This window comes from Aliidiomarina shirensis (assembly GCF_003987345.1).
Classification (GTDB): Bacteria; Pseudomonadota; Gammaproteobacteria; order Enterobacterales; family Alteromonadaceae; genus Aliidiomarina; species Aliidiomarina shirensis.
Genome location: NZ_PIPP01000001.1, coordinates 529,062 through 551,788, shown reverse-complemented (window position 1 = coordinate 551,788; position 22,727 = coordinate 529,062). Strand labels below are relative to the sequence as shown.

The 22,727-nt window shown below is 45.6% G+C and carries 27 protein-coding genes; 11 read left to right on the top strand and 16 right to left on the bottom strand.

Annotated features, from left to right (window positions below; all coding sequences use genetic code 11):
* The 6 genes from CWE13_RS02500 to CWE13_RS02475 all read right to left on the bottom strand — a co-directional run bounded on the left by CWE13_RS02500 (position 1) and on the right by CWE13_RS02475 (position 3,706).
* Positions 1–1,044, bottom strand: a complete 1,044-nt coding sequence (locus CWE13_RS02500) for a saccharopine dehydrogenase family protein (protein WP_126805752.1) — start codon at positions 1,042–1,044, stop codon at positions 1–3.
* Positions 1,041–1,508, bottom strand: coding sequence for a ferric iron uptake transcriptional regulator (gene fur / locus CWE13_RS02495; protein ID WP_126805751.1), 468 nt, complete (start codon positions 1,506–1,508; stop codon positions 1,041–1,043). The genes CWE13_RS02500 and fur overlap by 4 nt, the downstream gene beginning before the upstream one ends.
* A gap of 163 nt (positions 1,509–1,671) precedes the next feature.
* Positions 1,672–2,196 (bottom strand): flavodoxin FldA, encoded by a 525-nt coding sequence (gene fldA, locus CWE13_RS02490; RefSeq protein ID WP_126805750.1) that lies wholly within the window; start codon positions 2,194–2,196, stop codon positions 1,672–1,674.
* A 47-nt stretch (positions 2,197–2,243) separates the two neighbouring features.
* A complete protein-coding gene (gene ybfE / locus CWE13_RS02485) occupies positions 2,244–2,519 on the bottom strand; it encodes a LexA regulated protein (protein ID WP_126805749.1) in 276 nt (91 codons plus the stop codon).
* Positions 2,520–2,532: 13 nt separating this feature from the next.
* Entirely contained in the window at positions 2,533–2,751 is a 219-nt protein-coding gene (locus tag CWE13_RS02480) for a DUF2788 domain-containing protein (RefSeq protein WP_126805748.1), read from the bottom strand.
* A gap of 151 nt (positions 2,752–2,902) precedes the next feature.
* Positions 2,903–3,706 carry an alpha/beta fold hydrolase gene (locus tag CWE13_RS02475; protein WP_126805747.1) on the bottom strand — a complete coding sequence of 268 codons (804 nt, stop codon included), beginning with the start codon at positions 3,704–3,706 and terminating at the stop codon, positions 2,903–2,905.
* A gap of 272 nt (positions 3,707–3,978) precedes the next feature.
* On the opposite strand from CWE13_RS02475, the gene seqA reads away from it, so the two are divergent.
* Entirely contained in the window at positions 3,979–4,518 is a 540-nt protein-coding gene (gene seqA / locus CWE13_RS02470) for a replication initiation negative regulator SeqA (RefSeq protein WP_126805746.1), read from the top strand.
* Positions 4,515–6,152: a phosphoglucomutase (alpha-D-glucose-1,6-bisphosphate-dependent) gene (pgm, locus tag CWE13_RS02465; RefSeq protein WP_126805745.1), complete on the top strand. Its 1,638-nt coding sequence runs from the start codon at positions 4,515–4,517 to the stop codon at positions 6,150–6,152. Before seqA ends, pgm begins: the two co-directional genes overlap by 4 nt.
* Positions 6,153–6,258: 106 nt before the next feature.
* On the opposite strand, the gene CWE13_RS02460 is transcribed toward pgm, so the two are convergent.
* Positions 6,259–7,554: an MFS transporter gene (locus CWE13_RS02460; protein WP_126805744.1), complete on the bottom strand. Its 1,296-nt coding sequence runs from the start codon at positions 7,552–7,554 to the stop codon at positions 6,259–6,261.
* Between the two features lie 164 nt (positions 7,555–7,718).
* Here CWE13_RS02460 and CWE13_RS02455 point away from each other — a divergent pair, with 164 nt between their 5' ends.
* Positions 7,719–8,870 carry a DUF2066 domain-containing protein gene (locus CWE13_RS02455; protein ID WP_126805743.1) on the top strand — a complete coding sequence of 384 codons (1,152 nt, stop codon included), beginning with the start codon at positions 7,719–7,721 and terminating at the stop codon, positions 8,868–8,870.
* Positions 8,858–9,583: a DnaA regulatory inactivator Hda gene (gene hda / locus CWE13_RS02450; RefSeq protein WP_126805742.1), complete on the top strand. Its 726-nt coding sequence runs from the start codon at positions 8,858–8,860 to the stop codon at positions 9,581–9,583. Before CWE13_RS02455 ends, hda begins: the two co-directional genes overlap by 13 nt.
* A 40-nt stretch (positions 9,584–9,623) precedes the next feature.
* On the opposite strand, the gene CWE13_RS02445 is transcribed toward hda, so the two are convergent.
* The 3 genes from CWE13_RS02445 to bepA are packed head-to-tail and all read right to left on the bottom strand — an operon-like array spanning position 9,624 to position 11,937.
* Positions 9,624–10,049 carry a DUF2069 domain-containing protein gene (locus CWE13_RS02445; RefSeq protein ID WP_126805741.1) on the bottom strand — a complete coding sequence of 142 codons (426 nt, stop codon included), beginning with the start codon at positions 10,047–10,049 and terminating at the stop codon, positions 9,624–9,626.
* Positions 10,046–10,402 (bottom strand): arsenate reductase (glutaredoxin), encoded by a 357-nt coding sequence (gene arsC, locus CWE13_RS02440; protein ID WP_126805740.1) that lies wholly within the window; start codon positions 10,400–10,402, stop codon positions 10,046–10,048. Before arsC ends, CWE13_RS02445 begins: the two co-directional genes overlap by 4 nt.
* 44 nt (positions 10,403–10,446) lie before the next feature.
* Positions 10,447–11,937: a beta-barrel assembly-enhancing protease gene (gene bepA / locus CWE13_RS02435; RefSeq protein WP_126805739.1), complete on the bottom strand. Its 1,491-nt coding sequence runs from the start codon at positions 11,935–11,937 to the stop codon at positions 10,447–10,449.
* A gap of 262 nt (positions 11,938–12,199) precedes the next feature.
* On the opposite strand from bepA, the gene CWE13_RS02430 reads away from it, so the two are divergent.
* Positions 12,200–13,279, top strand: a complete 1,080-nt coding sequence (locus CWE13_RS02430; RefSeq protein ID WP_126805738.1) for an AI-2E family transporter — start codon at positions 12,200–12,202, stop codon at positions 13,277–13,279.
* Between the two features lie 79 nt (positions 13,280–13,358).
* Here the strand turns inward: CWE13_RS02430 and bcp are convergent, their stop codons facing one another.
* Entirely contained in the window at positions 13,359–13,823 is a 465-nt protein-coding gene (gene bcp, locus CWE13_RS02425) for a thioredoxin-dependent thiol peroxidase (RefSeq protein ID WP_126805737.1), read from the bottom strand.
* Positions 13,824–14,043: 220 nt separating this feature from the next.
* On the opposite strand from bcp, the gene dapA reads away from it, so the two are divergent.
* The 3 genes from dapA to purC are packed head-to-tail and all read left to right on the top strand — an operon-like array spanning position 14,044 to position 16,779.
* Positions 14,044–14,922, top strand: coding sequence for a 4-hydroxy-tetrahydrodipicolinate synthase (gene dapA, locus CWE13_RS02420; protein ID WP_126805736.1), 879 nt, complete (start codon positions 14,044–14,046; stop codon positions 14,920–14,922).
* A 10-nt stretch (positions 14,923–14,932) separates the two neighbouring features.
* The gene (gene bamC / locus CWE13_RS02415; RefSeq protein ID WP_157980923.1) at positions 14,933–16,051 is read left to right on the top strand and encodes an outer membrane protein assembly factor BamC; all 1,119 of its coding nucleotides are present in this window, start codon (positions 14,933–14,935) and stop codon (positions 16,049–16,051) included.
* Positions 16,052–16,065: 14 nt separating this feature from the next.
* The gene (gene purC / locus CWE13_RS02410) at positions 16,066–16,779 is read left to right on the top strand and encodes a phosphoribosylaminoimidazolesuccinocarboxamide synthase (RefSeq protein ID WP_126805734.1); all 714 of its coding nucleotides are present in this window, start codon (positions 16,066–16,068) and stop codon (positions 16,777–16,779) included.
* A 72-nt stretch (positions 16,780–16,851) separates the two neighbouring features.
* Here purC and CWE13_RS02405 read toward each other — a convergent pair whose 3' ends face one another.
* From CWE13_RS02405 to CWE13_RS02390, 4 genes are read right to left on the bottom strand one after another with little or no spacing between them, the layout of a single operon-like run.
* Positions 16,852–17,103: a DUF2897 family protein gene (locus CWE13_RS02405; RefSeq protein ID WP_126805733.1), complete on the bottom strand. Its 252-nt coding sequence runs from the start codon at positions 17,101–17,103 to the stop codon at positions 16,852–16,854.
* A complete protein-coding gene (locus CWE13_RS02400) occupies positions 17,100–17,816 on the bottom strand; it encodes a M15 family metallopeptidase (RefSeq protein ID WP_126805732.1) in 717 nt (238 codons plus the stop codon). Before CWE13_RS02400 ends, CWE13_RS02405 begins: the two co-directional genes overlap by 4 nt.
* A 20-nt stretch (positions 17,817–17,836) precedes the next feature.
* Positions 17,837–18,970 carry a succinyl-diaminopimelate desuccinylase gene (gene dapE, locus CWE13_RS02395; protein ID WP_420837033.1) on the bottom strand — a complete coding sequence of 378 codons (1,134 nt, stop codon included), beginning with the start codon at positions 18,968–18,970 and terminating at the stop codon, positions 17,837–17,839.
* 10 nt (positions 18,971–18,980) lie between these two features.
* A complete protein-coding gene (locus tag CWE13_RS02390) occupies positions 18,981–19,331 on the bottom strand; it encodes a Spx/MgsR family RNA polymerase-binding regulatory protein (protein ID WP_126805730.1) in 351 nt (116 codons plus the stop codon).
* A gap of 275 nt (positions 19,332–19,606) precedes the next feature.
* On the opposite strand from CWE13_RS02390, the gene yfbV reads away from it, so the two are divergent.
* Entirely contained in the window at positions 19,607–20,032 is a 426-nt protein-coding gene (yfbV, locus tag CWE13_RS02385) for a terminus macrodomain insulation protein YfbV (RefSeq protein WP_126805729.1), read from the top strand.
* A 71-nt stretch (positions 20,033–20,103) separates the two neighbouring features.
* Here the strand turns inward: yfbV and xthA are convergent, their stop codons facing one another.
* Entirely contained in the window at positions 20,104–20,916 is an 813-nt protein-coding gene (gene xthA, locus CWE13_RS02380) for an exodeoxyribonuclease III (protein WP_126805728.1), read from the bottom strand.
* Positions 20,917–21,147: 231 nt separating this feature from the next.
* Here xthA and CWE13_RS02375 point away from each other — a divergent pair, with 231 nt between their 5' ends.
* Both CWE13_RS02375 and CWE13_RS02370 read left to right on the top strand, forming a co-directional pair.
* A complete protein-coding gene (locus CWE13_RS02375; protein ID WP_126805727.1) occupies positions 21,148–21,474 on the top strand; it encodes a DUF3392 domain-containing protein in 327 nt (108 codons plus the stop codon).
* An 18-nt stretch (positions 21,475–21,492) separates the two neighbouring features.
* Positions 21,493–22,554, top strand: a complete 1,062-nt coding sequence (locus CWE13_RS02370; RefSeq protein WP_126805726.1) for an alpha/beta hydrolase — start codon at positions 21,493–21,495, stop codon at positions 22,552–22,554.
* Positions 22,555–22,727: the final 173 nt, after the last annotated feature.

Here is a 22,727-nt window from a genome sequence, read left to right as displayed (position 1 = left end):
TTATTCAGCTTCAGGTGTATATAAAAACTGTTCTACCAAATCAGCACCATAAAGTTTAGAAGGGGTACTGAAGCCGCCTTCATGCTCAGTGGTAAGCACATGTTTGGCCATGGTTACTGCGCCTTTTGCGGTTAATGTATAGCCGTTCAACACTTGCTTGCGCATGGTTTCAACATCACCTTTGGCATTGCGGGCTTCGCCCCATACCCAAGTGTAGTATTTCGCACGCTCTTCGTCTTTCGGGCCGGCTGGTTGTGCATCGATTTTCTTCATCAGCCAGTTTTTCATAAATTCCATGCGGAATAACCAACGGAACCAGTTCATTTTGCGCATGCGGCTTACAAGTTTTGGGCTTGCTGGAATAAATACTTCAATGTTACCAATGCCGGTGCTGTGATATGCAGTGGAAACATCGCCCCACGGGATTGTCATCGCCAGTTTCTCGCCGCCACCAAAATCGATTTTCTTCGATTTATATGCCAAAGGAACATTGGTGATTTTACCATTTTTACGAACCGCGCCACCTTCACCAATACGCCGCGCACTTGTTTTAGCCGTGCCTCGGCTCATACGTGAACGAGAATCAAAACCTAATTGCAGATGCGTAGCATCAGGCATTTTTGCTTTTAATTGCGCAGCAACGCAATCGGTTGGAATAACATCGAAACCAACACCAGGGCAGAGAACCACACCAGCAGCTTTGGCTTGTTCATGAAAGCTGAACGCGAGTTCGAAAATATCAAGCTCGCCGGTAATATCTAAGTAGTGGGTTTTGCTCTCGATGCAGGCTTTCATCATGATTTCTGCAGTAAGCTCGAATGGCCCGGCGCAATGGATAACTAAATCTACATCGGCAAGCTCGGCGGCAATTTGCGATACGCTCTCTAAAGCAAACGATTTGTGCGCTAAACCTAATTCTTTAGCCATAGCGGCCACTTTTTCGGGGTTACGGCCCGCCAATAGCGGTTGCTGACCTTGTGCACTCGCTTCTTTGGCAATCAATTCACCGGTATAACCGGTTGCGCCATAAATCATATATTTCATTGCGATAACTCAATTCTTTGGTGATTGGCATCTTCAGTGTTGTATTCACAGGTGTCTGGTTTTTTGCATTCACCATAAAGATATAAACTGTGATTTGTGAGCTTGATTCCGTGCTCTTTAGCCACGGATAGCTGCCGGCGTTCAATCGTATCGTCTTCGAACTCGATAACACGGCCGCAGGTAAGACAAACCAAATGGTCATGATGGTCTTTGGCGCTCAATTCAAATACAGAGCGGCCACCTTCAAAATGGTGGCGGGTAACAATACCAGCATCATCAAACTGATTTAAAACCCGATATACAGTAGCAAGGCCAACTTCATCACCTTGCTCAAGAAGAATTTTATACACATCTTCGGCACTGATATGCTGGTGATCTGGGTTCTTCATAACATCGAGAATTTTAATTCGTGGCGATGTTACCTTTAAACCGGCTTTTTTGAGTTGAACATCAGCATTGCTCATTTCAGTTCCTCTTTAATAACAATCTGGCAACAATTATAGCCACATCTTGATGTGGAATGAAACGCTTATTAACTGCGCCATCAAGCTTATCTAATGTGTTGAACACTTATTAATATGCAGCGATTTACGCCATGAGCCTGCGTATTTGCCAATGAGGCTGGGTTCACTCGAGTTGATCGAGGCCCATTTCATCGCGAAGTTGTGCACACCATTGTTCAACACGCTCTTTCGTAAGTTCCGGTTGACGATCTTCATCGATACCTAAACCTACAAAATGGTTGTCGTCGGCCATGCCTTTCGATTCTTCAAAGTGGTAGCTATCAGTAGGCCAATGGCCAATAATAATGCCGCCACGGGCTTCTACGATATCGCGAATCATGCCCATCGCATCAAGAAAATACTCGGCGTAATCTTCTTGGTCGCCACAACCGAATATAGCTACGATTTTGCCTTCGAAATCGATCTCTTCAAGTTCCGGGAAGAAATCATCCCAATCGCACTGGGCTTCACCGTAGTACCAAGTTGGAATACCGAATAACAATAAATCGTATTCGGCGATCTCTTCTTTACTGGATTTTGCGATATCTTGAACATCAATCAGATGCTTACCCAATTCTTTTTGAATCATGTGGGCAACAGCTTCGGTATTACCGGTATCGCTGCCAAAGAATAGTCCAACAGTTGCCATAGTTAAGTTGTTCCAATCTGCTTAAGTGGATAAATATTGGTTGATAATTACTTGCTTGCCAAAGCTTGCTTCAATAAGGTTTCTATTAATGCACTTCGGCTAAGGCCAAGCGCTTCAGCTTGACGATTCAATTCTTCATACATGGAGGCTTCGAGCTTTAATTCAACGCGGCGAAGCCCTTTTTCTCTATCGCGCCGCAGTTGCCTGCGTTTATTTAAACGCATTTGTTCTTCGCGGGTTAACGGGTTACTCCGCGGACGCCCCGGCCTGCGCTCACTTTGAAATAAATCAGGGGTGATTTTATCGTTTGCTTCTTTTGCCATAGGGTATGGTTCTTTAGTGCAAGTTGGCTTCAACGAAAAACTGTATTACGCCTTTCGCAAGGAATCCAGCCATGCCAAGAAACAACACCAGCCAAACAGCATAACGGCCAAACTTTGGCACATCGCCTTTCTTTAATACATCGTGAATAGCTAAGCCGATCAATAAAAACAGCACCGCAATGGCAAGGTTTGTCATTAGTGCTTCTATTTGTTCAAAGTTTTCAGCAAACATTTGGGTTCCTACCGCAGTAGTAAATGCGCCTGTAGCGTAGCATAAAGCGCTGTTTTTCGCGAATATTCTTGAACCTTGAGTATACGTAATTCCGCACTGAAAAAGTGTTAAATTTTAGTGCGAATTCACGGGTAAATAGGCGTCCGCTTTATTATTCGTTTAAGGGGAAATGTTCTTCCAGAAACCGTGCTACCAAACCATTAAACACACTTGGCTTCTCAGCATGTAACCAATGCCCAGTGCCAGCAATAGTTTTTGATTCAGCTTGCGGGAAACGGCTCAAGATGGCATCGCGATGCTGGGTTTGAACATAATCGGAATCCCCACCACGAATAAATAATACCGGCGCATCAAATTCGCCGTCCTGTGCAGGCGCACCTATCAGATCTTCGTAACAATTGCGCAAGCCTTCTAAGTTCATGCGCCATGCCCACTTATCGCCTTCCTTTTGTAGGTTCTTTAACAAAAATTGGCGAACCCCTTTTTCTTTGATTGATTCAGCAAGCGCTTTATCGGCATCTTGGCGGCTATTCACATTGCGAAGATCCACGGCTTCGAGGGCGTCGAGAATTGTATTATGGCGAGCATCGTAAGCTACTGGTGCAATATCAGCTATCACTAGTGAATGCACACGATCGGGGTGTTCTAGAGCAAACTCCATCGCTACTTTACCGCCTAACGAATGGCCCAAAATGTGCGCTTTGTCTAATTTCAGTTTATCGAGAAGGGCTTCAAGATCGGCTGCCATTTCAATGAAGGTCATGGTTTCGCACCATGGCGAATCACCATGGTTTCGCAACTCGATATTTACAACTTGGTAATTCTCTTGAAGCTCGCGGCTAATGCTCTTTAAATTATCTGAATCACCAAAAAGGCCGTGAATAAGCACTACCGTTGCTCGCTCTGCATTTGCTTCACCGGTTACTTCGTAGTTTAGTTCAACTGCTTGCACCATTTATTTACCCTCGGCCAGAAAATTACAATGCAAGTATTCTCCCTTAGTGACCGCGTTGGTGCAAACCTTGTGTTGGTTTTGTTGACATCCCATGCGGTCTGGGAGAACTCGTTATATAATGACAAAGTTGACTTGTCTATTCGCGGAAATAACTACCTGTTCATACAGCCATTACATGAAGATGAGAAACAGTTATAATGGCGGCCTATTTTGGAATAGCGATGTCGTTACTACGCTAGCTATCCTGTCACGTTGTTTTTGAGCCTGCATCTATGAAAAAAATTGATATTGACGACGAACTCTACACTTACATTGCTGCGCATACGCAACACATTGGCGAAAGTGCCTCGAGTATTTTACGGCGTTTGCTGGGTTTTGGCCCTGAATCTGGGGCTAGTGCCACTACTCAGGTTGAACCTGCGAGTAACCTTTCGGTGGGGAAAGCTGGTGAAGTTCGCGCAATGTCGGGTAGCCGTACCTTGTTCGATATTCTTACCTTGGCTGATTTAGCCAATCAAAAGGGTGCTGTAGGCCGCTTTTTGTTTATCCTTTCGATGTTACATCGTTGCCATAGCCATGATTTTTCAAGAGTGTTAGATATTCGTGGGCGCAACCGATTATATTTCGCTGCATCTGAAGCACAGTTATTAGCCGCTGGTAATAGCACGAACCCGAAACAAATTCCGGATACGGATTTTTGGGTAGTAACCAATAACAACACCACGAAGAAGAAGTCGATTCTTACCGAAGTAGCATTAGAGCTTGGCTACAGTACGGTTGATGCAGAAAAAATTAGAGATTTTTTATCATGAGTAAACATCCCCGCGCTGGCCAACCAGCACTTACCGAAGATTTATGCAATATTCCGGCGTTGATGTCGGCGTACTATGTGAATGAACCAAACCCGGGTAAGGCTTCACAGCAAGTTAGTTTTGGCACCTCAGGACATCGGGGTAGTTCCTTAAAACATTCTTTTAATGAAGCCCATATTCTCGCCATTAGCCAAGCTATTGTTGCGTATCGCGAAGAGCAGGGCATTACTGGCCCGCTCATGCTGGGGAAAGATACCCACGCACTTTCAGAAGCTGCATTTATTAGCGCACTTGAAGTGTTTATTGGGAATGGTATTGAAGTGCATATTCAGGCCGATGTTGGTTATACGCCAACGCCGGTGATTAGCCACGCGATTGTTACCTACAACAAAGGCCGTAGCGAAGGTTTAGCCGATGGTGTAGTCATTACGCCTTCGCACAACCCGCCGCAAGATGGTGGTTTTAAATATAATCCGCCGCATGGTGGGCCAGCTGATGGCGATGTTACGAAAACTATCGAAAAATATGCGAATGCTATTTTAAGTGCTGAACTTATTGGTGTGAATGTGGTTTCGTTTGCCCAAGCAAAGAAATCAAAACGTGTTAAAAAGCGCGAGTGGATTACGGAATATGTAGAAGCGCTGAACGAAGTAGTAGATATGCAGGCAATTGCGAAAGCGAATCTTCGTGTTGGTGTAGATGCCATGGGCGGTTCCGGTGGCGCATATTGGCAGGCTATCGCCGAACACTATGCATTGAACTTCGATGTTTTGAATAATGTTGCCGATCCAACGTTCCGTTTTATGAGCTTGGATAAAGATGGCGCTATTCGAATGGATTGCTCATCTCCCGATGCAATGGCGGGTGTGCTTGCGCTAAAAGATAATTACGATTTAGCCGTGGGTAATGATCCTGATTATGATCGCCATGGCATTGTAACGCCCGATGGCCTGATGAACCCGAATCACTTTTTAGCGGTTGCTATTGATTATCTGGCTCGCAATCGAGATTGGAAAAAATCTATTGCGATTGGTAAAACTCTAGTATCGAGCGCCATGATCGATCGTGTAGTTGCTGGCGTGGGTTTATCGCTGATGGAGGTTCCGGTAGGCTTTAAATGGTTTGCACAAGGGTTGGCGGAAGGTTCGCTAGGATTTGCTGGCGAAGAGAGCGCTGGAGCAAGCTTTTTGAACCGCTCGGGCGAAGCTTGGAGCACAGATAAAGATGGCATTATCATGTGTTTGCTAGCGATGGAAATTCAAGCGGTTACCGGTAAATCACCAAGTGCGTATTATCGTGATTTAGAAGCCAAATATGGTAATTCAAGTTATGCTCGCATTGATTGCCAAGCGACTACAGCACAGATGGAAGCTTTTGCTGATTTAGCAGAAAACCCACCTACGTTAACCGAATTAGCTGGCGAAACGGTAACTTCAGTATTGAATAAAGCGCCGGGCAACGATGCTGGTTTCGGTGGTATTAAAGTGAATACGGCAAACGGTTGGTTTGCCGTACGGCCATCAGGCACTGAGCCGGTGTATAAAATTTACGCGGAGAGTTTAACGGGGCCTGAGCATTTGGCGTTGATCCAGCGTGAAGCACAAGCTCTGCTTGATACTTGGCTGGTAAGTTAGTTATCAGAAATTAATGCCCTGTTACTGATTTTTTTAGATTAGTAATAGGGCATTTTCTCTCTTCATCATGCGTAGGCGCTATATAACTCTTATTAGAAAACGCGCACTACACTACACCGTTCGAACCGGGTTTCACCGGAATGCTTCCGCTAGGCTCTTCATAATCTTCGTTCGCTTCTTCTACTATACTTGCAAACAGTTCTTCAGATAGCTGTGAAGGTGCAAGCGCGGTAAGTGGCGAATGTACCTGTTCGATTGCTTTTGCACGTTGCGTTACCCGATAGAAAGCGTAAATAGCCACGAGTAGGGTGAAGCTAGCCATTAAAATGAAGAACATATAGATATCACCAAACTGCATTAAAGCCGCGGCGAGCGGCGCACCAACAATAGCGCCAATGCCACCTACTTTAATAATGGCACCCGTAGCGCCGATCATTTGGTCTTTTTCGAGGTAATCGTTGGTGTGTGCCATGGCCAGCGAATACAGCGGTAACAGTGCACCACCGAGCGCCGCCATGATTAAAAACACCAACAGTGGCTGAGAGCCAGGAATAAACGCCAATAGAATAGCTAAGCCCGAGGCAATTAGGGCGCAAACCGCTAAAACGACACGCCGATCATAGCGATCAGAAAGAAGCCCAATCGGGGTTTGCGATAACATACCACCAAAAATAAATGCAGCCATAAATATGGTTACTTGGCCGACAGATAAACCGATTTGCGTGGCGTAAACGGGGCCTACACCATAGAACATGGCACTACAGGCTTGTACGATAAAAGCGGTAGCAATCCCTAGTGGCGCTTGTTCGATCAGGAATTTTAATGGCACCTTCTTTGATTCGTGTGTAGTGGGTTCTACGGTTACCGTTGCTAAAATCGGAATCAACGATACGTTTATCAGCAAGGTAATAATGGCAAAGGGCACAAAGGTAGCTGGGTCGGCAAAACCAAGAATGAGCTGGCCGGCTACTAAACCACCGTAAATTAATACTAAATATACCGATAGCATGGCGCCGCGATTGCGGTTATCTGCCATAGTATTTAACCAGCTTTCCGATATTACAAATAAGGCTGAAATAGCAAAACCGCTTACAAAGCGCATTACAAACCATACAACTGGATCGATCCAAATGGCTTGCACCAGAACGGCTACTGAGGCGAGTGCTGCTAAGCCGCCAAACGCGCGAATATAGCCTACGCGGCGAATATCTTTTGCAGCGCGGGTACTGCCGAAAAGGTAACCAACAAAATAGGCCGACATAATCAAACCGATGGTAATGGTTGAAAAGCCTTCCATGGTGCCACGTAAACTTAACAGGGTGCTGGTCATGCCCACACAAAGGCCGATGAGTGTCATGGTTGAAAGAAGAGAACTGACGGCGCGAATTTGTTGTCGTAGCATGCTGAGTTCGATCCAAATAACGGGGGTGTGTGATTATGGGCATACTTTATCAGGCAAACTAAGTTTTCGCCAGAATTCCCCCAAGGTTATCCACAGGTTGTCACTTGCCCCAAGCCATGGGGATGTTTATTATCGAGATCTATATTTAATTTAAGGCGAATTGTGTGCGTTATTTAATGTTAATTGTAGTCGCTACCGCTTTGTTTGTGAGCGGTATCTTTTCTGCCCAAGCAAATAATTCTTTTGCTGAACTGCTACAGGCTGAAACAACCGTAGAGAGCCAAACTCGTGCCGAGCGGCAACGTGAACTTCCAAATTTATTTCGGCAGGTTTTAGTACGCGCTTCTGGAACCACACAAATCTTAGAAAACAGCATTATTCGTAATGAAATTGGTTCGTTCAACGATTATTTATTGCAATTTGGCTATCAGAACGATGGCGATATGTTGGTGTTGCAAGCCAGTTTTGATGAACGCCGAGTTCGTGATCTGTTACAACGTGCCGGATTTCCTGTTTGGACCGGTGATCGGCCGCAGCTGTTATTATGGGTGGCAGAGAATAGCGATGATCGTGGTGTTCGCCTCGTAGGAAGAGCAGAAGAGCGCCCATTTCTTGATGGTTTATATAGTGAAGCACGGCGCCGCGGTATTCGCATGCTAATGCCGCTTATGGATCTAGAAGATCAAATGGCGGTGGGCGCTAGAGATGTATGGGGGCGCTTCCAGCGCGAAGTAATGCGTGCCTCGCAACGTTACCCAGTAGCGGGTGTGGTGAGTGCTCGCATGTATACCTCGGATTTAAGTGGTTTAGAGAGTTTCGATGATTTAGCGGAAAATGACCCTGAACTTGTATCTACCGAAGCTGTTGAAACTGGATTAGTTCTGGAAACAACGATTGTTATTGGTGATATGGAGTTTATTGAATATATCACGGCTGCTGATGAAGAAACGTTAGCAAGAAACTTTGTGAATCAAATTACCGACCGAGTTGCAGGGCTATTTATCGCCCAAACCGACGATGGCACCGAAGTTATTTCGGTGCGCTTTAGTGGTTTTAATAACATCGGCCAGTTGCTGGCGGCTGAGCAAATGCTGCAACAACAAGGGCAGGTTTACCGTGTACACCTATCGCGTTATCAGCAGGGTATCGCTGAATTTTCGGTTCAGGTGAATGGCGGAGCCAGTTGGCTGATTCAAGCGTTAGAGTTTGAACGCCGAGTACAACGCATTGCGGGCAATGAACAAATATTAACCACCGATATTCAAAATGAGAGTGGCGAAAGCCAACCAATCTTGGAGTACCAGTGGCTGCGTTAATGTTGCATGAACAGCAGTTGCCATTGCCAGTGCAGTTGCCCGATCACGCTCAGTTTAGTAATTTTGTATTGGGTGATAATGCGCAAGCACATGCTCATCTAGCACGCTTACCAGAGGCTACATGGCAGCCTCAAGATCAATTTACTTTGCTGTTTGGTGGCAGTGGACGAGGTAAAACGCACTTGCTCTGTGCATTGTGCGAAGCGTTTGCTGATGCAGGGCGCTCAAGTATTTATTTACCGCTTTCCGAGCTTGCCAATCCACAAGCGGTTGCGGCTCTAAATGGTATTGAAAGTTATGATGTGATTGCGCTTGATGATATTCATGCCGTTATCGCTATACCCGAATGGGCCAATGCGCTTTTTGCTTTATTTAACCGAGTTACCGATAAACGTGATAGTTACTTAGTGTGTACTTCACTGCAGAGTACGGCGCGTTTACCGATTGCATTGCCGGATTTGCGCTCACGTTTGCAGTTAGCGGTGAGCTTTCACCTAAAAACCTTAAGCGATAGTGAAAAAGTGCAAGCGATGCAGCAGCATGCAAAAGCACGAGGCTTGGAACTGGCTGCTGATGTTGGCGAATATATGATGCACCGGTTAAGCCGCGATATGCATCAACTCATGAGTGTGTTGGATGAGCTGGATAAGGCGTCAATGGCAAGGCAGCGGCGCTTAACCTTGCCATTTATAAAACAGGTTTTAGAATTTTAAGCCATTAGCGATTAACTTGTGTGCCCATGTTTTCGCTACGCTAATCAACTTTACCCGCGTTCGTAACTACCTTTTCATCTTTCTTCTTTTTGATGCCTAATCCTAGCTCTCGGCCTCGGTAACGCGCGTAATACGTAGCGCCAATAAATGCACCGGTGGTTAATAGTAGCTCGATCGCCGCATACCAACGTTCACCTGGATTAGTGTAAATAGCGGTTAAGCTGTGAATAAAGTAGAAGATAAGAATAAAGTTTGCCCAAGCGTGGGTGTATGCATTTCCCTGTAAAATTCCCTTTAACGGCAATAGCAACGGAACGACCCAGATAGCCATGGTTAACCAAACGCTTAAGAATTCATTTGGCGCTAGAACACCGTGCCAAAGTATCACGAATACGAGCAGGCTAGGGTAGCAAATCAACGTGAGCTTACGATGAAAGCTCGCTGTTTTGATAAAATCAGTATTCACAGGAGCTCCAATACAGCTTCAGGCGGGCGGCCAATTCGAGCATGTTGATCGCTCTCACGCACCACGATTGGGCGCTCTAATATTTTTGGATGTCGGCTAACAATTTCTGCAAGCTCTTCATCGGTGCCAGTGAATGCTTTTAAATGTAAGGCTTTGTATTCATCTTCTTTTACCCGGAGCATAGACGCTATTGGTAACGCTAAACCTTTACTGAGTGCGATGATAGTTGCTGCGCTAGGTGGTGTTTGTAAATACTCGATTACCGTGGGCTGCACACCTTTTTCTTCTAGCAGCTTCAGTGTTTCGCGGCTCTTTGAGCAGCGTGGGTTGTGATAGATAGTAAAAGCAGACATTTGGTTCTCCATAATGTTGGGTTGCGAACTCTACAAGGTTTTCGCTAAATGTCAAAAACTCGGTCCCGTTCGGCTTCTAGGGCTCGTAGCTGAAAAATTCGTGCTTGTATGCGTTGGCGATTGCTTTCATCTTCTTCGCTGGTTTTGGCATATGCCGAATGCAATTCTTCAACCGCCATTTGGAAATTACCGCGCAAATTATGAAGCTCCGCTTGCGCTTCGTGCAGCGCTACGGAATTATCTGCGCGCTGATGCAGATCAATAAGCATCTGATAGGCGACAATGTCCGTTTTTTCATGCGAAATGTAATCATTAAGTATGCTTCTTACGAGCGTATATTCGCCCGCTTCAATACCAGCGTACGCAAGATTTAAAGTAACAACTTGATTATTTGGGCGCCGCATGTATTCGCGGGTTAACCAATCAACCGCTTCATCTTCGCGATCTAAGCCTAAAAGAATATCGGTTTTGGTATCGAGATAAAACAAATTAAACGGCGCTGATGTAATCAGTTCATCGATAATGGTGTTGGCTTCTTCGAATTGTTCGAGTTCGAATAATGCCAGTGCTCGGCCATATTGCGCTGCTTGCCGTTTATGCGGATGATTTGCAATTTGTTCATCACGTTCAAAATCGAGTAACAGATCTCGAGGGGCACGGCTGGTGTAGCGTACCAACACGCGAGACCGTGCAAGTTCGAAGTCGAGCACTGGCGGTAACGCAACTGAGCCCAGCGCTTGTGCCCGTGAGCGGGTATCAGCAATACGCGATTCTGGCAGCGGGTGGGTAATCAAAAACTGAGGTACTTGTGTAGCATAGCGGTATCGTGCTTGCAGTTTAGTAAAAAACCGAGGGGCGCCTTCAGGATCATAGCCAGCTCTGGCCAACGCCGCCATACCAACACGGTCGGCTTCTCGTTCAAATTGGCGCGTGTAGTTGATTTGCCGTTGCTGGGCGCCGGCAATACCTGTTGATAATACCGCCATTCCCAGCGTGGGGTTAATTAAACCAACAACGATGCCACCTATCATTTGCGCCATGGTAAGCGGTGCGGCGGCGGTCATGCGCTCCATATTCCGAGCAATGTGCCGTTGCGTTACATGCGCAATTTCGTGAGCAAGCACGGCTGCCATTTCCGATTCATCGGATGCCTCGAGTAATAAACCCGTATGCATACCTACATTGCCGCCTAAAAACGCGAAAGCATTAATGCTATCGTCGCGAACCCAGAAAAAGTGAAAAGGATACTGCACGTTATCGGCATGGCGCACTAGGCGATTGCCAACCGTATTTAGGTACTCTTTAAGTACAGGATCTTCCACAATAGGTGCCAAGCGGCGTATTTCACGCAGATAGTGCTCGCCATACAAGCGCTCGCGCTCAATTGACATAAAGGCACCGCCCGCAGTTCCTATGGTAGGCACTTCAGTTCTGCTTTGGGCATTGGCTGTGTTTAGGCTGCTAGTGCCGAGGGTAAACGCAAGTATAGCGGTGCACAACATGGTGCCAGTAACACTGGGCAATGTTTTCAACATGTATTGATACTACTCCATAGCAACGCGATAAATTCAAGAGTAACGCGATAAAGGTATAACTATCTTAGCCTACCGAACACGAGCTTTATTGTATATTACATAGGATTGTAAAATTTAGGTCAGGTTCCGTTAAAAAGTATTTAAATTACTTAGGTATACTGCCGTTCACGTGGGCTTTAATGGTATAAAGGGCACCGGCTTGATACTATCAAGTACTATACACTGTTTGCTTATTCTTTATTTCTGGAGCTAATGGATAGCTATGCTGAGATATTTACGTAATTGGTTTCAACGTCGCTTTTCGGATCCAAATGCAGTAACACTTACGTTACTTCTCGTTATCGGCTTTGCGTTGATTGCTTTTGCCGGGCAAATACTCGCGCCTATTTTGGTTGCTGTGGCACTTGCATACCTTCTCGAATGGCCAGTAGCGCGCATGCAACGCATTGGTTTTGGCAGGCTGTATGCCGTATTGATTGTGTTTTTACTCTTTATTAGCTTTGCTCTGTTGTTGGTGTTCTTCCTTGTTCCTGTCATTTGGCAACAAAGCGTTAATTTACTGAGTGAGCTCCCTCTAATTGCGCAAGCTTGGCGTGATTTAATGGAAAGTGCAGAAGAAATAGCGCCGGCATTTATTGATGGTTCTCAGATTCAAATGTTTACCGATAAAGTAAACGACAGGTTGCTACAATTTGGCCAAGGAATACTTGAGCGCTCATGGAACACGATTGTGTTATTAGCAGTATTCTTGGTGTACATGATTATCGTGCCTTTACTTGTATTTTTCATGTTGAAAGATAAAGAGTTGCTACTTTCTCACTTTAGCCGTGTACTTCCCGAGCAGCGTCGCTTAATAAGCCAAGTGGGCACTGAGATGAATTCACAGATTATGAATTATATTCGCGGGAAGTCTGCAGAAATCGTTATTGTGGGTGTTGTAACCTTTATTACCTTCAGTTTCTTTGATTTGCGTTATTCTGCGTTACTTGCCACGTTGGTGGGTTTATCAGTTCTGGTGCCATACATTGGCGCTGCAGTGGTAACGCTTCCGGTTGCATTAGTTGGCTTATTCCAATTCGGTATTTCGCCAACACTGTTCTGGCTTATTTTTGCCTACTTAGTTATTCAAGCACTCGATGGTAATGTTCTCGTACCCATATTGTTCTCCGAAGCGGTGAGTTTGAACCCGGTATACATCATTGCGGCGGTGCTAGTGTTTGGCGGTATCTGGGGCTTCTGGGGGGTATTCTTTGCGATTCCACTAGCCAGCTTGGTAAAAGCAGTTATCACGGCGTTATCGCAACAGAATGAAATCTTAGACGAAGGCTCGGCGAGTAATTAGCTTGCGTGTGCGTGAATCACAAACAAATAAAAACCGCCTGATATAACTAGGCGGTTTTCATTTACGTTCAAAAAATTAATTAGTTAAGGGCGTTCAGCACTACTTCGTGGTGATCTTTAGTTTTGAATTTATCGAAAACATGCGCAACTTTGCCATCTTTACCGATTAAGAAACTAATGCGATGAATACCATCGTACTCGCGGCCCATGAACTTCTTCGGACCCCATACCCCAAATGCATTTGCTACTTCGTTTTGTTCATCAGCGAGTAGGGTGAAATTTAGTTCATCACGCTCGGTAAACTTCGCTAACCGTTTCGGAGCATCAGGGCTGATACCAACAACAGTAACGCCTTTAGCTGCTAACTCATCGCGGGTATCGCGAAGCTTTTGTGCTTGTACCGTACAACCCGGAGTCATCGCTTTTGGGTAAAAATAAACGAGCACTTGCGCTGATTTCAATAAATCAGCAAGGCTAACAGCTTCACCGTTTTGATCGGGTAGTGTGAATAGCGGCGCTTTATCACCGACTTGCAAGGTTTTCATAATAATGGCTCCACTTCTAAGTTGATTTCATAACATGACTATGAGCATAGCTGATAAAGCATCAATACGTGCGTTATTCGGGATATCGATCGATATCAGAGAACGATATCGATGTTATTTTTTATGAAACCATAGATTGTAGCGAATCGCCAGTGCTGTACACTTGTCATTCATTGGCTGCACGAGTAAGATTGTGGCCTTAATTTCTGAGGGAGAACCTATGCTGACCGGCAGTATGGTGGCGCTTGTCACCCCATTTACCAGCAACGGTAACGTTGATTACAAACTCCTCGCTGAACTTGTTGAGTTTCACGTTGAATATGGCACCGATGCCATTGTTTCCGTGGGAACTACCGGGGAATCACCAACCTTAAGCCATGACGAACATGTTGATGTGGTGCGGGCAACGGTAGAGCTCGTAAACAAACGCGTTCATGTAATTGCGGGAAATGGCTCAAATTCAACGCATGAAGCCGTTCAGCTTACTGAGCGTATCGCGCCGCTTGGTGTTGATGGTTTTCTCAATGTAACACCGTACTATAATCGACCGAGCCGCAAAGGCCTGATCGAGCATTACCGATACGTTAGTGAAGCCAGTGATCTTCCGCAATTTCTTTATAATGTTCCCGGCAGAACTGGCTGTGATATGCTTCCTGAACTCGTAGCCGAACTCGCTGAGTTTCCTAATATTATTGGTATTAAAGAAGCTACGGGCGAAATTGGGCGCGTTGCGGAATTGCAGAAATTATGTGGCCCTGATTTTCTTTTGTTAAGCGGCGATGACCCAACCTCACGAGAATTTATTCTCGCCGGTGGTCACGGTGTTATTAGCGTTACCGCAAATTTAATGCCACAAACCATGAAGCGTATGGTAGATGCCGCCCGCCGTGGTGATATTGATTCTGCCGCTGAATTTGATAAGAAATTAGCATCGTTGCATCATGCCTTATTCGTTGAAGCAAACCCAATTCCAGTGAAGTGGGCGATGGCGAGGTTGGGCTGGATTCAACCTAATTATCGATTACCTTTAACGGCTCCGGAACTTGAGAACGAAAAAGTTATCGAACAAGCACTCAAAGATGCTGGATATTTACAATAACGGAGTTTTGATGAAGTTTAATAAAGTTTGGATAGTAGCCCTTGGCGCCCTAGTGATCAGCGGTTGCGCTGCACAACGTGATTTGGCCGAGGGTAGTTTCGATTACTTGGAAGTTGAAGATCATGGTGCATTAAATGCCCCTGAAAACCTTGATGTTCCACAGCAACGTGCACAGTATCGGCTACCAACGCTGTCGTCTGAGCAGCGAGAAGGCTCGATTGGCCAAGCTGTGAGTGTGCGTTCACCGCGGCAGGTGCTTACGCTTGCGCCTGGAAGCCGGGTAGATGAAGGCTCAAACGAAACGCGTTTGGCGTTTGATGCGGTAGAAGGCATCACCGACCTCCCTGATTGGGTATGGCGAGCCGTTGTTGCGGTTGTGGGTGATCTTGATGCTGAGATTATTGAGAATAACCCGCAAGAACGGATTGTAACTGCGCGTTTTACCAAAGAACAATATAGCCTTGGCCGTGAAGGCTTTATCAACCGGTTACGCCGCGTTCGCGACGTATACGCTTCCGAGCAAGTTCTCACTATTGAAATGCAAGCGGCAAGCCACCGCCGCAGTGCCGTTATTGATGCCCGCGCTTCAGAAATCACCTGGCTCGAGAATGGGAACCCTGTATCAGCACAAGATACGCCAGTGATGTTACAACGTGAGCTGGAAGCGGGTATTCTGAACGACATTTCTGCCTATCTCGCCCGTAATTATGCGAACGAACAAATTGCTGATGCACGCCGTGGTGTCGAAATACGCCAAAGTGAAACCGCTGATGGTTTTGCGGCAATCGTGTTTGATAGTACTTTCAATGTTGCGTGGAGCTTAATGCCAGGAGTTTTAGAGAACTCCGGTTTCGTCATCGACGATTTCAATCAATCTGAAGGTGTTTACTACACGAGCTACGAACCTGCTGGAAAACGCAGTTTCTTCCGTCGGTTAGCGTTCTGGACAGACACTGAACGTGGCGAGCTACCGCTCACTGTAGGTACCGAAGTTGAATTTAACGTTGATGACCGTGATGGCGTAATTTACGTGATTCCATACATCGACGAAGAACCGGCCTCAGCCGAGCAAGTAGCAGAATGGATGCCCGTATTTGCTCGTGCATTTCGTGAACAAACTGAAGATTAATCGAGATTAGATTGATGCAAAAATTAGATGAGCTTTATCGCGGCAAGGCCAAAACAGTATTCACTACGGAAAATCCAGATTATTTAATTCTGCAATTTCGTGATGATACGTCGGCATTTGATGGTGAGCGTATCGAACAACTCGCTCGCAAAGGAATGGTGAATAATAAGTTTAACTTTTTCATTATGGAAAAGTTAGCTGCCGCTGGTATTCCAACACAAATGGAATCACTGCTTTCCGATACCGAGTGTGTGGTGAAGAAACTAGATATGATTCCAGTTGAGTGTGTGGTGCGGAATATTGCTGCGGGCTCTTTGGTGCGCCGTTTGGGTGTAGAAGAGGGGATTACGTTAACGCCGCCTACGTTTGAGCTGTTCCTGAAAAATGATGCTTTGCACGATCCAATGGTGAATGAAAGCCATGCTGTGGCTTTTGGTTGGGCTACTGAGGCTCAGCTAGCGGAAATGAAGCGCCTAACTTTTGCGGTGAATGAGGTATTACAGCCATTGTTCGCGGAAGGTGGCATGCTTTTGGTCGATTATAAACTCGAGTTTGGTGTATTCAATGGGCAGGTTGTTTTGGGCGATGAGTTTAGCCCTGATGGTTGCCGGTTGTGGGATAAAGAAACTCGCACTAAGCTTGATAAAGATCGTTTTCGCCAAGGGTTGGGCGGCGTTGTAGAAGCCTATGAAGAAGTTGGTAAGCGTTTAGGTATGCAGTTCGATTAATTTGGCTTTTTCGCTAAATTCTTCGATTTCGCGAGCATAAAATAGCGGTTAACTCTAGAGAGGGGTTAAGCGCTATTTTTTATTCTGCTCTTCCGTATTATTGTCTTTTTGCCAATCCTCATCACCCCAATCGTCTTTCTCCCAATCGTTCTTGTCCCATTCATCTTTTTCCCAATCATCGGCTGCTTTTGAACCGTCCTTGTGCTTCCGAAGCAAATTCGGCATTTTCATGTGAGCGGTTTTCTTCACCAACATTACGTTGCTAAAAATAATTGCGAGTACGAGAACGATAATTGAAATTACTGCCCATAATGGCATTGTCATTGTGTTGCCTCGGGTGGTGGCGTTTCAACCTGCAGGCTATAGCGCTGAATAATGTTGTTTAAGCGCGATTCAACGAGCGAAAAGCCTACCAAATTTTGTTCGCGGATAAATGTACGTAAGTAATCTTCTTGTTCCGCTCGCTGCCAGAGCGCCTGGTAGTGAACGGCTAAAGGTGCATAGCTAAGATGCCATGGCTCAGCTGCAACGCCATTACCACGGCCTTTATAGGGCCAATAAAAGCCAAATTGTGCAGCGTGCTCGCGCAACCATTGGTAAAGCTGATAGCATGGCCCACCTAGATTATATTCATTGGCTACCAATTGCAGTTTCTTGTCCGTATCTTTATGGGGAGGAAATTCTCTTGCATCGAAGAAATCAAAATCTGTGCCCCAATGATGCCGGCTCGTGCCGGGAAAGGCTGACCAATGCAGTATTTGCTCAAGCGCGCGTTCACTTTCATTGCTTGCCGCTAGTTTTTTGGTCCAAATTCCTTGTTGGCGCTGGAAATCTCGAAAACCACTGGCAATTTCTAACTCAAATCCGGCACGCTTTGCTTCGTCACGCAGGCGTGAGTAGGCTTCAACAACAATAGGTTGTAGCTTTATCTTATCTGAATCAGCAGTAGGAACCGCCACAACGTGTTCCTCGGTAGCTCCGATAAGTTGCGCGGAGCGGATTGCGGCTATGGCATGTTCCAGCGAAGAATTACTCAACTACCGTTACCTCGTTATAGTTAATTCACCAACATTTGAATTAAAATTTCTTCATACATATCGGTAAGATCAATTAAATCACGGTGGCTAACATTCTCGTTAACTTTGTGAATGGTCGCGTTTACTGGGCCTAATTCAATTACTTGCGCGCCAGTTGGGGCGATAAAGCGGCCATCGGATGTGCCACCCGCCGTGGATAGCTCGGGTTCTTCGCCAGCTATCTTTTTTACAGCGGCCTTTGTAGCTGTAACTAATGGGCCATGCTCAGTAAGGAAAGGTAATCCGTTGAGGGTCCAATCAATGCTGTAGGTAAGCTCATGCTTATTAAGTATATGCAAAATTCTTGATTTTAGCGTTTCTGCGGTAGATTCCGTGCTAAAACGCAGATTAAATGCAATTTTTACCTTGCCAGGCACCACATTGGTAGCCCCGGTTCCTGCTTGGACATCAACAATTTGAAAGCTCGTGGGTGGAAAAGCTGCGTTGCCTTCATCCCACACCTCTGCGGCGAGCTCAGCTAGAGCAGGCGCAACTTGATGCACTGGGTTACGCGCTAAATGCGGATACGCAACATGTCCTTGAATGCCATTTACGGTAAGGTAACCGGTAAGGCTACCGCGGCGGCCATACTTAACCACATCACCACAGTAATTGGTGCTTGAGGGCTCGCCAACGAGACACCAATCAATTTTTTCATTACGCGCTTCTAAGGTTTCAATCACTTTAACAGTACCGTTGATAAACGGGCCTTCCTCGTCGCTGGTGATTAAAAAAGCAATACTGCCGGCATGGTCGGGATGTTGTTCAATAAAGCGTTCGGTTGCCACGATCATAGCCGCGAGGCTGCCTTTCATGTCGGCCGCGCCACGGCCATAGAGCACGCCATCTTTATCAACTGGTTGAAACGGTGGGGTATCCCAATCGTTTTCATCACCGGCAGGCACCACATCGGTGTGCCCAGCAAAACAAAACAAGGGGCCTGTTTTCTTGCGCCTTGCCCACATATTGGTGGTATCGGAGAAAACCATGGATTCAATATCAAACCCCAGCGGAGCTAAACGTTCAGCCATTAGCTTCTGGCACGCCGCATCGTTCGGGGTAACGGAACGACGGCTTATCAGATCTCGAGCTAAAACAAGAGTAGGGTGATTTATATCGTACGCTTTAGCCACCAAAACGCTCCTGCCACTCAGCTTCGTTAAAGCCTACGGTAATCTCACTGCCTTTCACAACCACCGGGCGTTTTAACAACGTTGGATGACTTTGAATCAAATGAATAGTACGCGGTAGGGTAAGTTCACCTTTGTCGTCGTCGGGTAATTGCCGCCACGTAGTGCCACGTTTATTCACTAACACGTCTATTCCAACGGCGTTAACCCAATGCTCAATTGTGCTGCCAGCCAATTGCTCAGTTTTTAGATCGGCAAACTGATAATCCACATCATGTTCTTTTAGCCATTTAAGGCTTTTACGAACGGTATCGCAATTTTTAATACCAAAAACTACAAGGCTCATGGTTGTCTCTCACCGGTAAATTAACAGGAAATGATAGGCTTACAGTGCCACATAACTAAAAAAAACGGAAGCCTAGGCGAGTTTGTTCCAGGTTGTTCAATTCCATCCACTTTTTCTGTGGATAACCTTGTTAATTAGCTGGAGTGAAGTCGCTATATAATTGAAATTATTTAATAAAATTGATTGTGCGAGTTTTCATCACATGCTGTTTTTTTGATCTTATTTACCAGTTTGTGCGAATATAGCTATATGTTAAGCAAATAGGTGAGTGCTCCATGTGGACAACTTTAAAACGCGGGGCTGATTACTTAAAGCTATGGCCAAATCATGCTGTAGTGGGCAATCTTCCGGAAAGCAAATTTATTCCCGCAACTAAACTTGGGCTAAAGGTATTGCCGTTGGCAGCGGTAGCCAACTTTTTTGTTCAAATTCAGTATCTAGGGGCTGATTTCTTACCGCAAATTCTTGGTGCTTCACTGTTTTTATTGCTACTACCAGTGCAAGGCTATTATTGGCTCGGTAAGCGTGCCTATCAAATATTGCCGCCAGCGCTGAATAGCTGGTATTTCGAATTACAGAATAAATTGAATGCCGCTGGTGAGGATGTTCGTTTGCCAGGTCATCGTAAAGGCCCGTGTTATGTCGATTTAGCGCGAGTATTGCGCAAGGCATTGGCGGTTTTACCACCAGAAGAGCAATAGAGTAGAAGTAGGTATTCAAATAAAAAGGGCATCTCAATGAGATGCCCTTTCTTGAAGCCTTTAAATCAACGTTATTCGGGCTTGAACGTACTCCAAATTGGCGCATGATCCGAAGGCTTCTCGATGCCCCGTAGCTCGTAATCAATGCCCGATTCGATGCACCGGCTCGCGAGTGGTGCAGTAGCGAGGATTAAATCAATGCGTAGTCCACGATTATCATCGAAACCACGTGAACGATAATCAAACCAACTGAATTGATCATCGCGTTCTGGATGTGCAGCGCGATAGGTATCGGTGAATCCCCAATCCATTAGCCTTTGCATCCATTCTCGCTCTTCCGGCAAAAAGCTACACTTACCGGTTTTCAACCAACGCTTGCGATTTACTTCGCCAATACCAATATCAAGATCGGTAGAAGAAATATTCACATCACCCATGAGAATAAGTGGCTGATCCGGCGATTGTGTAGTTTCTAAATAATGCATTAAATCTTGATAGAATTTTTCTTTTGCTGGAAATTTTAACGGATGATCGCGTGATTCACCTTGCGGAAAGTAGCCGTTCATTACGCGAATTTTTTCACCCGTAGGGCTGGTTACCGTTGCCATAATCATGCGGCGCTGAGCATCCTCATCATCACCCGGCCAGCCATAGCATACATCTTCAAATGGCAATTTGGTTAGCATAGCCACGCCATAATGGCCTTTTTGCCCAAAGTACAGTACCTGGTAGCCCATTGCTTCAACGTCAGCAAGTGGAAATTGGTCGTCATGAACTTTTGTTTCTTGCAGGCCAATAACGTCGGGTTGGTGCTTATCAATTAATGCCTGTAATTGATGCAAGCGGGCGCGAATACCGTTGATGTTAAAGCTAATTAATTTCATAAAATGATTCTTATTTGGCTCTATGTAGCGAGATTAAAATTTAGGTTGTTAAAAGAATACCATTGCCGCGCCGATGTTGCAGCACTGAAATTTTGCTACGGTGGTGTCTTGGATGTCATCTTTGTCGCCAATGGAATTGCAGCCTTGCATCTGTACATCATGATTGCTCAGGTTATACTGTGCCGCTGTGAATTGTATGTATTTTCAATAACCAGCGTTTGGAATTAAGCAGTGATAAACGAAATACTATTGGAACTTGGTGCATGGATGCGAGGGCATCTGACGTATATAAGTGTGATGATCGCCGCCACATTACTTGTGATTTTTGGAAACGATGTGAACCGTGCGGTTAAACGGCAAATTCGGCATTATCACTTTTTTTTTCGAACCATTGTTTTTGTGCTCCTGTGCGCATTTGGGTATGGCATCTTAATGAATTGGATGTCGCCATTCATTCAATTCCAATTGGGGCTGGTATCAACTCGTTTTCTTGGGCCTTTGGTGATCGGAATCATGTTGGCTTTAGGTATTATTGCTGAACGTAAACACACTTTCTAACTAGGATTTTTGGCTCTCATGATGAAATGGGCAGAGATTAAAGCGGGTGCCGGGGCCCTCGCTCACATTCAAGAAAAAGGCTTAACGGCAGACGATATCAGCACTATGCTAGGTGCCTCTGGAGGCCCCAAGTGGTTTATTTTGCAGGGCTTGGATAATTATCTATTTGGTGATTTTTTCGCAGGCCGCTCGCAACCTTTGCATTTGCTGGGTACCTCGGCCGGCGGTTGGCGCTTCGCCAGTTTAGGCCGAAAAAATGCGGCCGAAGCGAGTGCACTTTTTAGTAAGCTCTATCGCGCTACGGTTTATACGGAAAAGCCGGATATTCGTGAAATCACCGACAAGGCTATCGAGTTATTGCATGAATATGTCCCTGATGCAGCAGTAACTGAAATTCTTGAGCAAGATACCTTTATGCATCACATGATTGCCGTTCGCTGTAAGGGGCTGAATGCCGCTGGTGGGCGTTTGGGCCAAGGTTTGGGGTTATTGAAAGCCGCCGGATTGAATATGCTGTCGCGAAAGACCTTGGGGAGTAGCTACGAGCGCGTGATTTTTCATCACCCGAAAGCCGCTCCGATTATGGGAAAAAATTGGGCTGATTTACCAACAATTCATGTGCCGTTGAGCCAGAGCAATTTTCGCCAGGCGCTATTAGCAACCGGCTCCATACCGATGGTGCTCGATGGGGTGCGCGATATTCCCGGTGCGCCACCTGGTGTATATCGAGATGGTGGCGTTACAGATTACCATTTTGATGTGCCGTTAGATGATCAACCCGGTTTGGTGCTGTATCCCCATTTTCAGCGCGAAGTAATTCCCGGATGGTTTGATAAAAATACAAAGCGGCGAACAACGGGGGCAAATTGGCCGAATACCGTACTAATTACCCCAACGCAAGCATTTATCGATGCCTTACCCTATGGCAAGATTCCTGATCGTTATGATTTCGCGAATCTTGACGTTCCGGCGCGGCAAAAATTTTGGCAAGAGGCCACAGATGCCGGCTATCGCTTAGCTGATGAAGTCGCTGAGAGTATTGCTACGGGGCGTATTAAAGAAGCCGTTCAACCTTGGTAACTATTTGATTGCTTTTATGATTTTATGAACGCTGAGGGTAAGTTTGAAGGTTAAGTAAAGTTCTAGCAACAAACTGGACTTTTAGTAAATTTGCTCTAAGCTAGAAAAGTACTTCAAATGCATTTAGTTGAAAAATGAAGTAGTTACAGAAGCAGTTACAAAAATAAAAATCT

Excerpts from the sequence above, each read along its gene's own strand:
- fur (WP_126805751.1), bottom strand. The coding sequence starts at position 1,508 with ATGAGCAATGCTGATGTTCAACTCAAAAAAGCCGGTTTAAAGGTAACA.
- bepA (WP_126805739.1), bottom strand. The coding sequence starts at position 11,937 with ATGTTGAAAACATTGCCCAGTGTTACTGGCACCATGTTGTGCACCGCT.
- yfbV (WP_126805729.1), top strand. The coding sequence starts at position 19,607 with ATGTGGACAACTTTAAAACGCGGGGCTGATTACTTAAAGCTATGGCCA.
- ybfE (WP_126805749.1), bottom strand. The coding sequence starts at position 2,519 with ATGGCAAAAGAAGCAAACGATAAAATCACCCCTGATTTATTTCAAAGT.
- CWE13_RS02500 (WP_126805752.1), bottom strand. The coding sequence starts at position 1,044 with ATGAAATATATGATTTATGGCGCAACCGGTTATACCGGTGAATTGATT.
- fldA (WP_126805750.1), bottom strand. The coding sequence starts at position 2,196 with ATGGCAACTGTTGGACTATTCTTTGGCAGCGATACCGGTAATACCGAA.
- CWE13_RS02405 (WP_126805733.1), bottom strand. The coding sequence starts at position 17,103 with ATGACAATGCCATTATGGGCAGTAATTTCAATTATCGTTCTCGTACTC.
- CWE13_RS02390 (WP_126805730.1), bottom strand. The coding sequence starts at position 19,331 with ATGAGCCTTGTAGTTTTTGGTATTAAAAATTGCGATACCGTTCGTAAA.
- bcp (WP_126805737.1), bottom strand. The coding sequence starts at position 13,823 with ATGAAAACCTTGCAAGTCGGTGATAAAGCGCCGCTATTCACACTACCC.
- CWE13_RS02480 (WP_126805748.1), bottom strand. The coding sequence starts at position 2,751 with ATGTTTGCTGAAAACTTTGAACAAATAGAAGCACTAATGACAAACCTT.
- bamC (WP_157980923.1), top strand. The coding sequence starts at position 14,933 with ATGAAGTTTAATAAAGTTTGGATAGTAGCCCTTGGCGCCCTAGTGATC.
- xthA (WP_126805728.1), bottom strand. The coding sequence starts at position 20,916 with ATGAAATTAATTAGCTTTAACATCAACGGTATTCGCGCCCGCTTGCAT.
- dapA (WP_126805736.1), top strand. The coding sequence starts at position 14,044 with ATGCTGACCGGCAGTATGGTGGCGCTTGTCACCCCATTTACCAGCAAC.
- seqA (WP_126805746.1), top strand. The coding sequence starts at position 3,979 with ATGAAAAAAATTGATATTGACGACGAACTCTACACTTACATTGCTGCG.
- purC (WP_126805734.1), top strand. The coding sequence starts at position 16,066 with ATGCAAAAATTAGATGAGCTTTATCGCGGCAAGGCCAAAACAGTATTC.
- arsC (WP_126805740.1), bottom strand. The coding sequence starts at position 10,402 with ATGTCTGCTTTTACTATCTATCACAACCCACGCTGCTCAAAGAGCCGC.
- CWE13_RS02430 (WP_126805738.1), top strand. The coding sequence starts at position 12,200 with ATGCTGAGATATTTACGTAATTGGTTTCAACGTCGCTTTTCGGATCCA.
- CWE13_RS02475 (WP_126805747.1), bottom strand. The coding sequence starts at position 3,706 with ATGGTGCAAGCAGTTGAACTAAACTACGAAGTAACCGGTGAAGCAAAT.
- pgm (WP_126805745.1), top strand. The coding sequence starts at position 4,515 with ATGAGTAAACATCCCCGCGCTGGCCAACCAGCACTTACCGAAGATTTA.
- CWE13_RS02370 (WP_126805726.1), top strand. The coding sequence starts at position 21,493 with ATGATGAAATGGGCAGAGATTAAAGCGGGTGCCGGGGCCCTCGCTCAC.
- CWE13_RS02460 (WP_126805744.1), bottom strand. The coding sequence starts at position 7,554 with ATGCTACGACAACAAATTCGCGCCGTCAGTTCTCTTCTTTCAACCATG.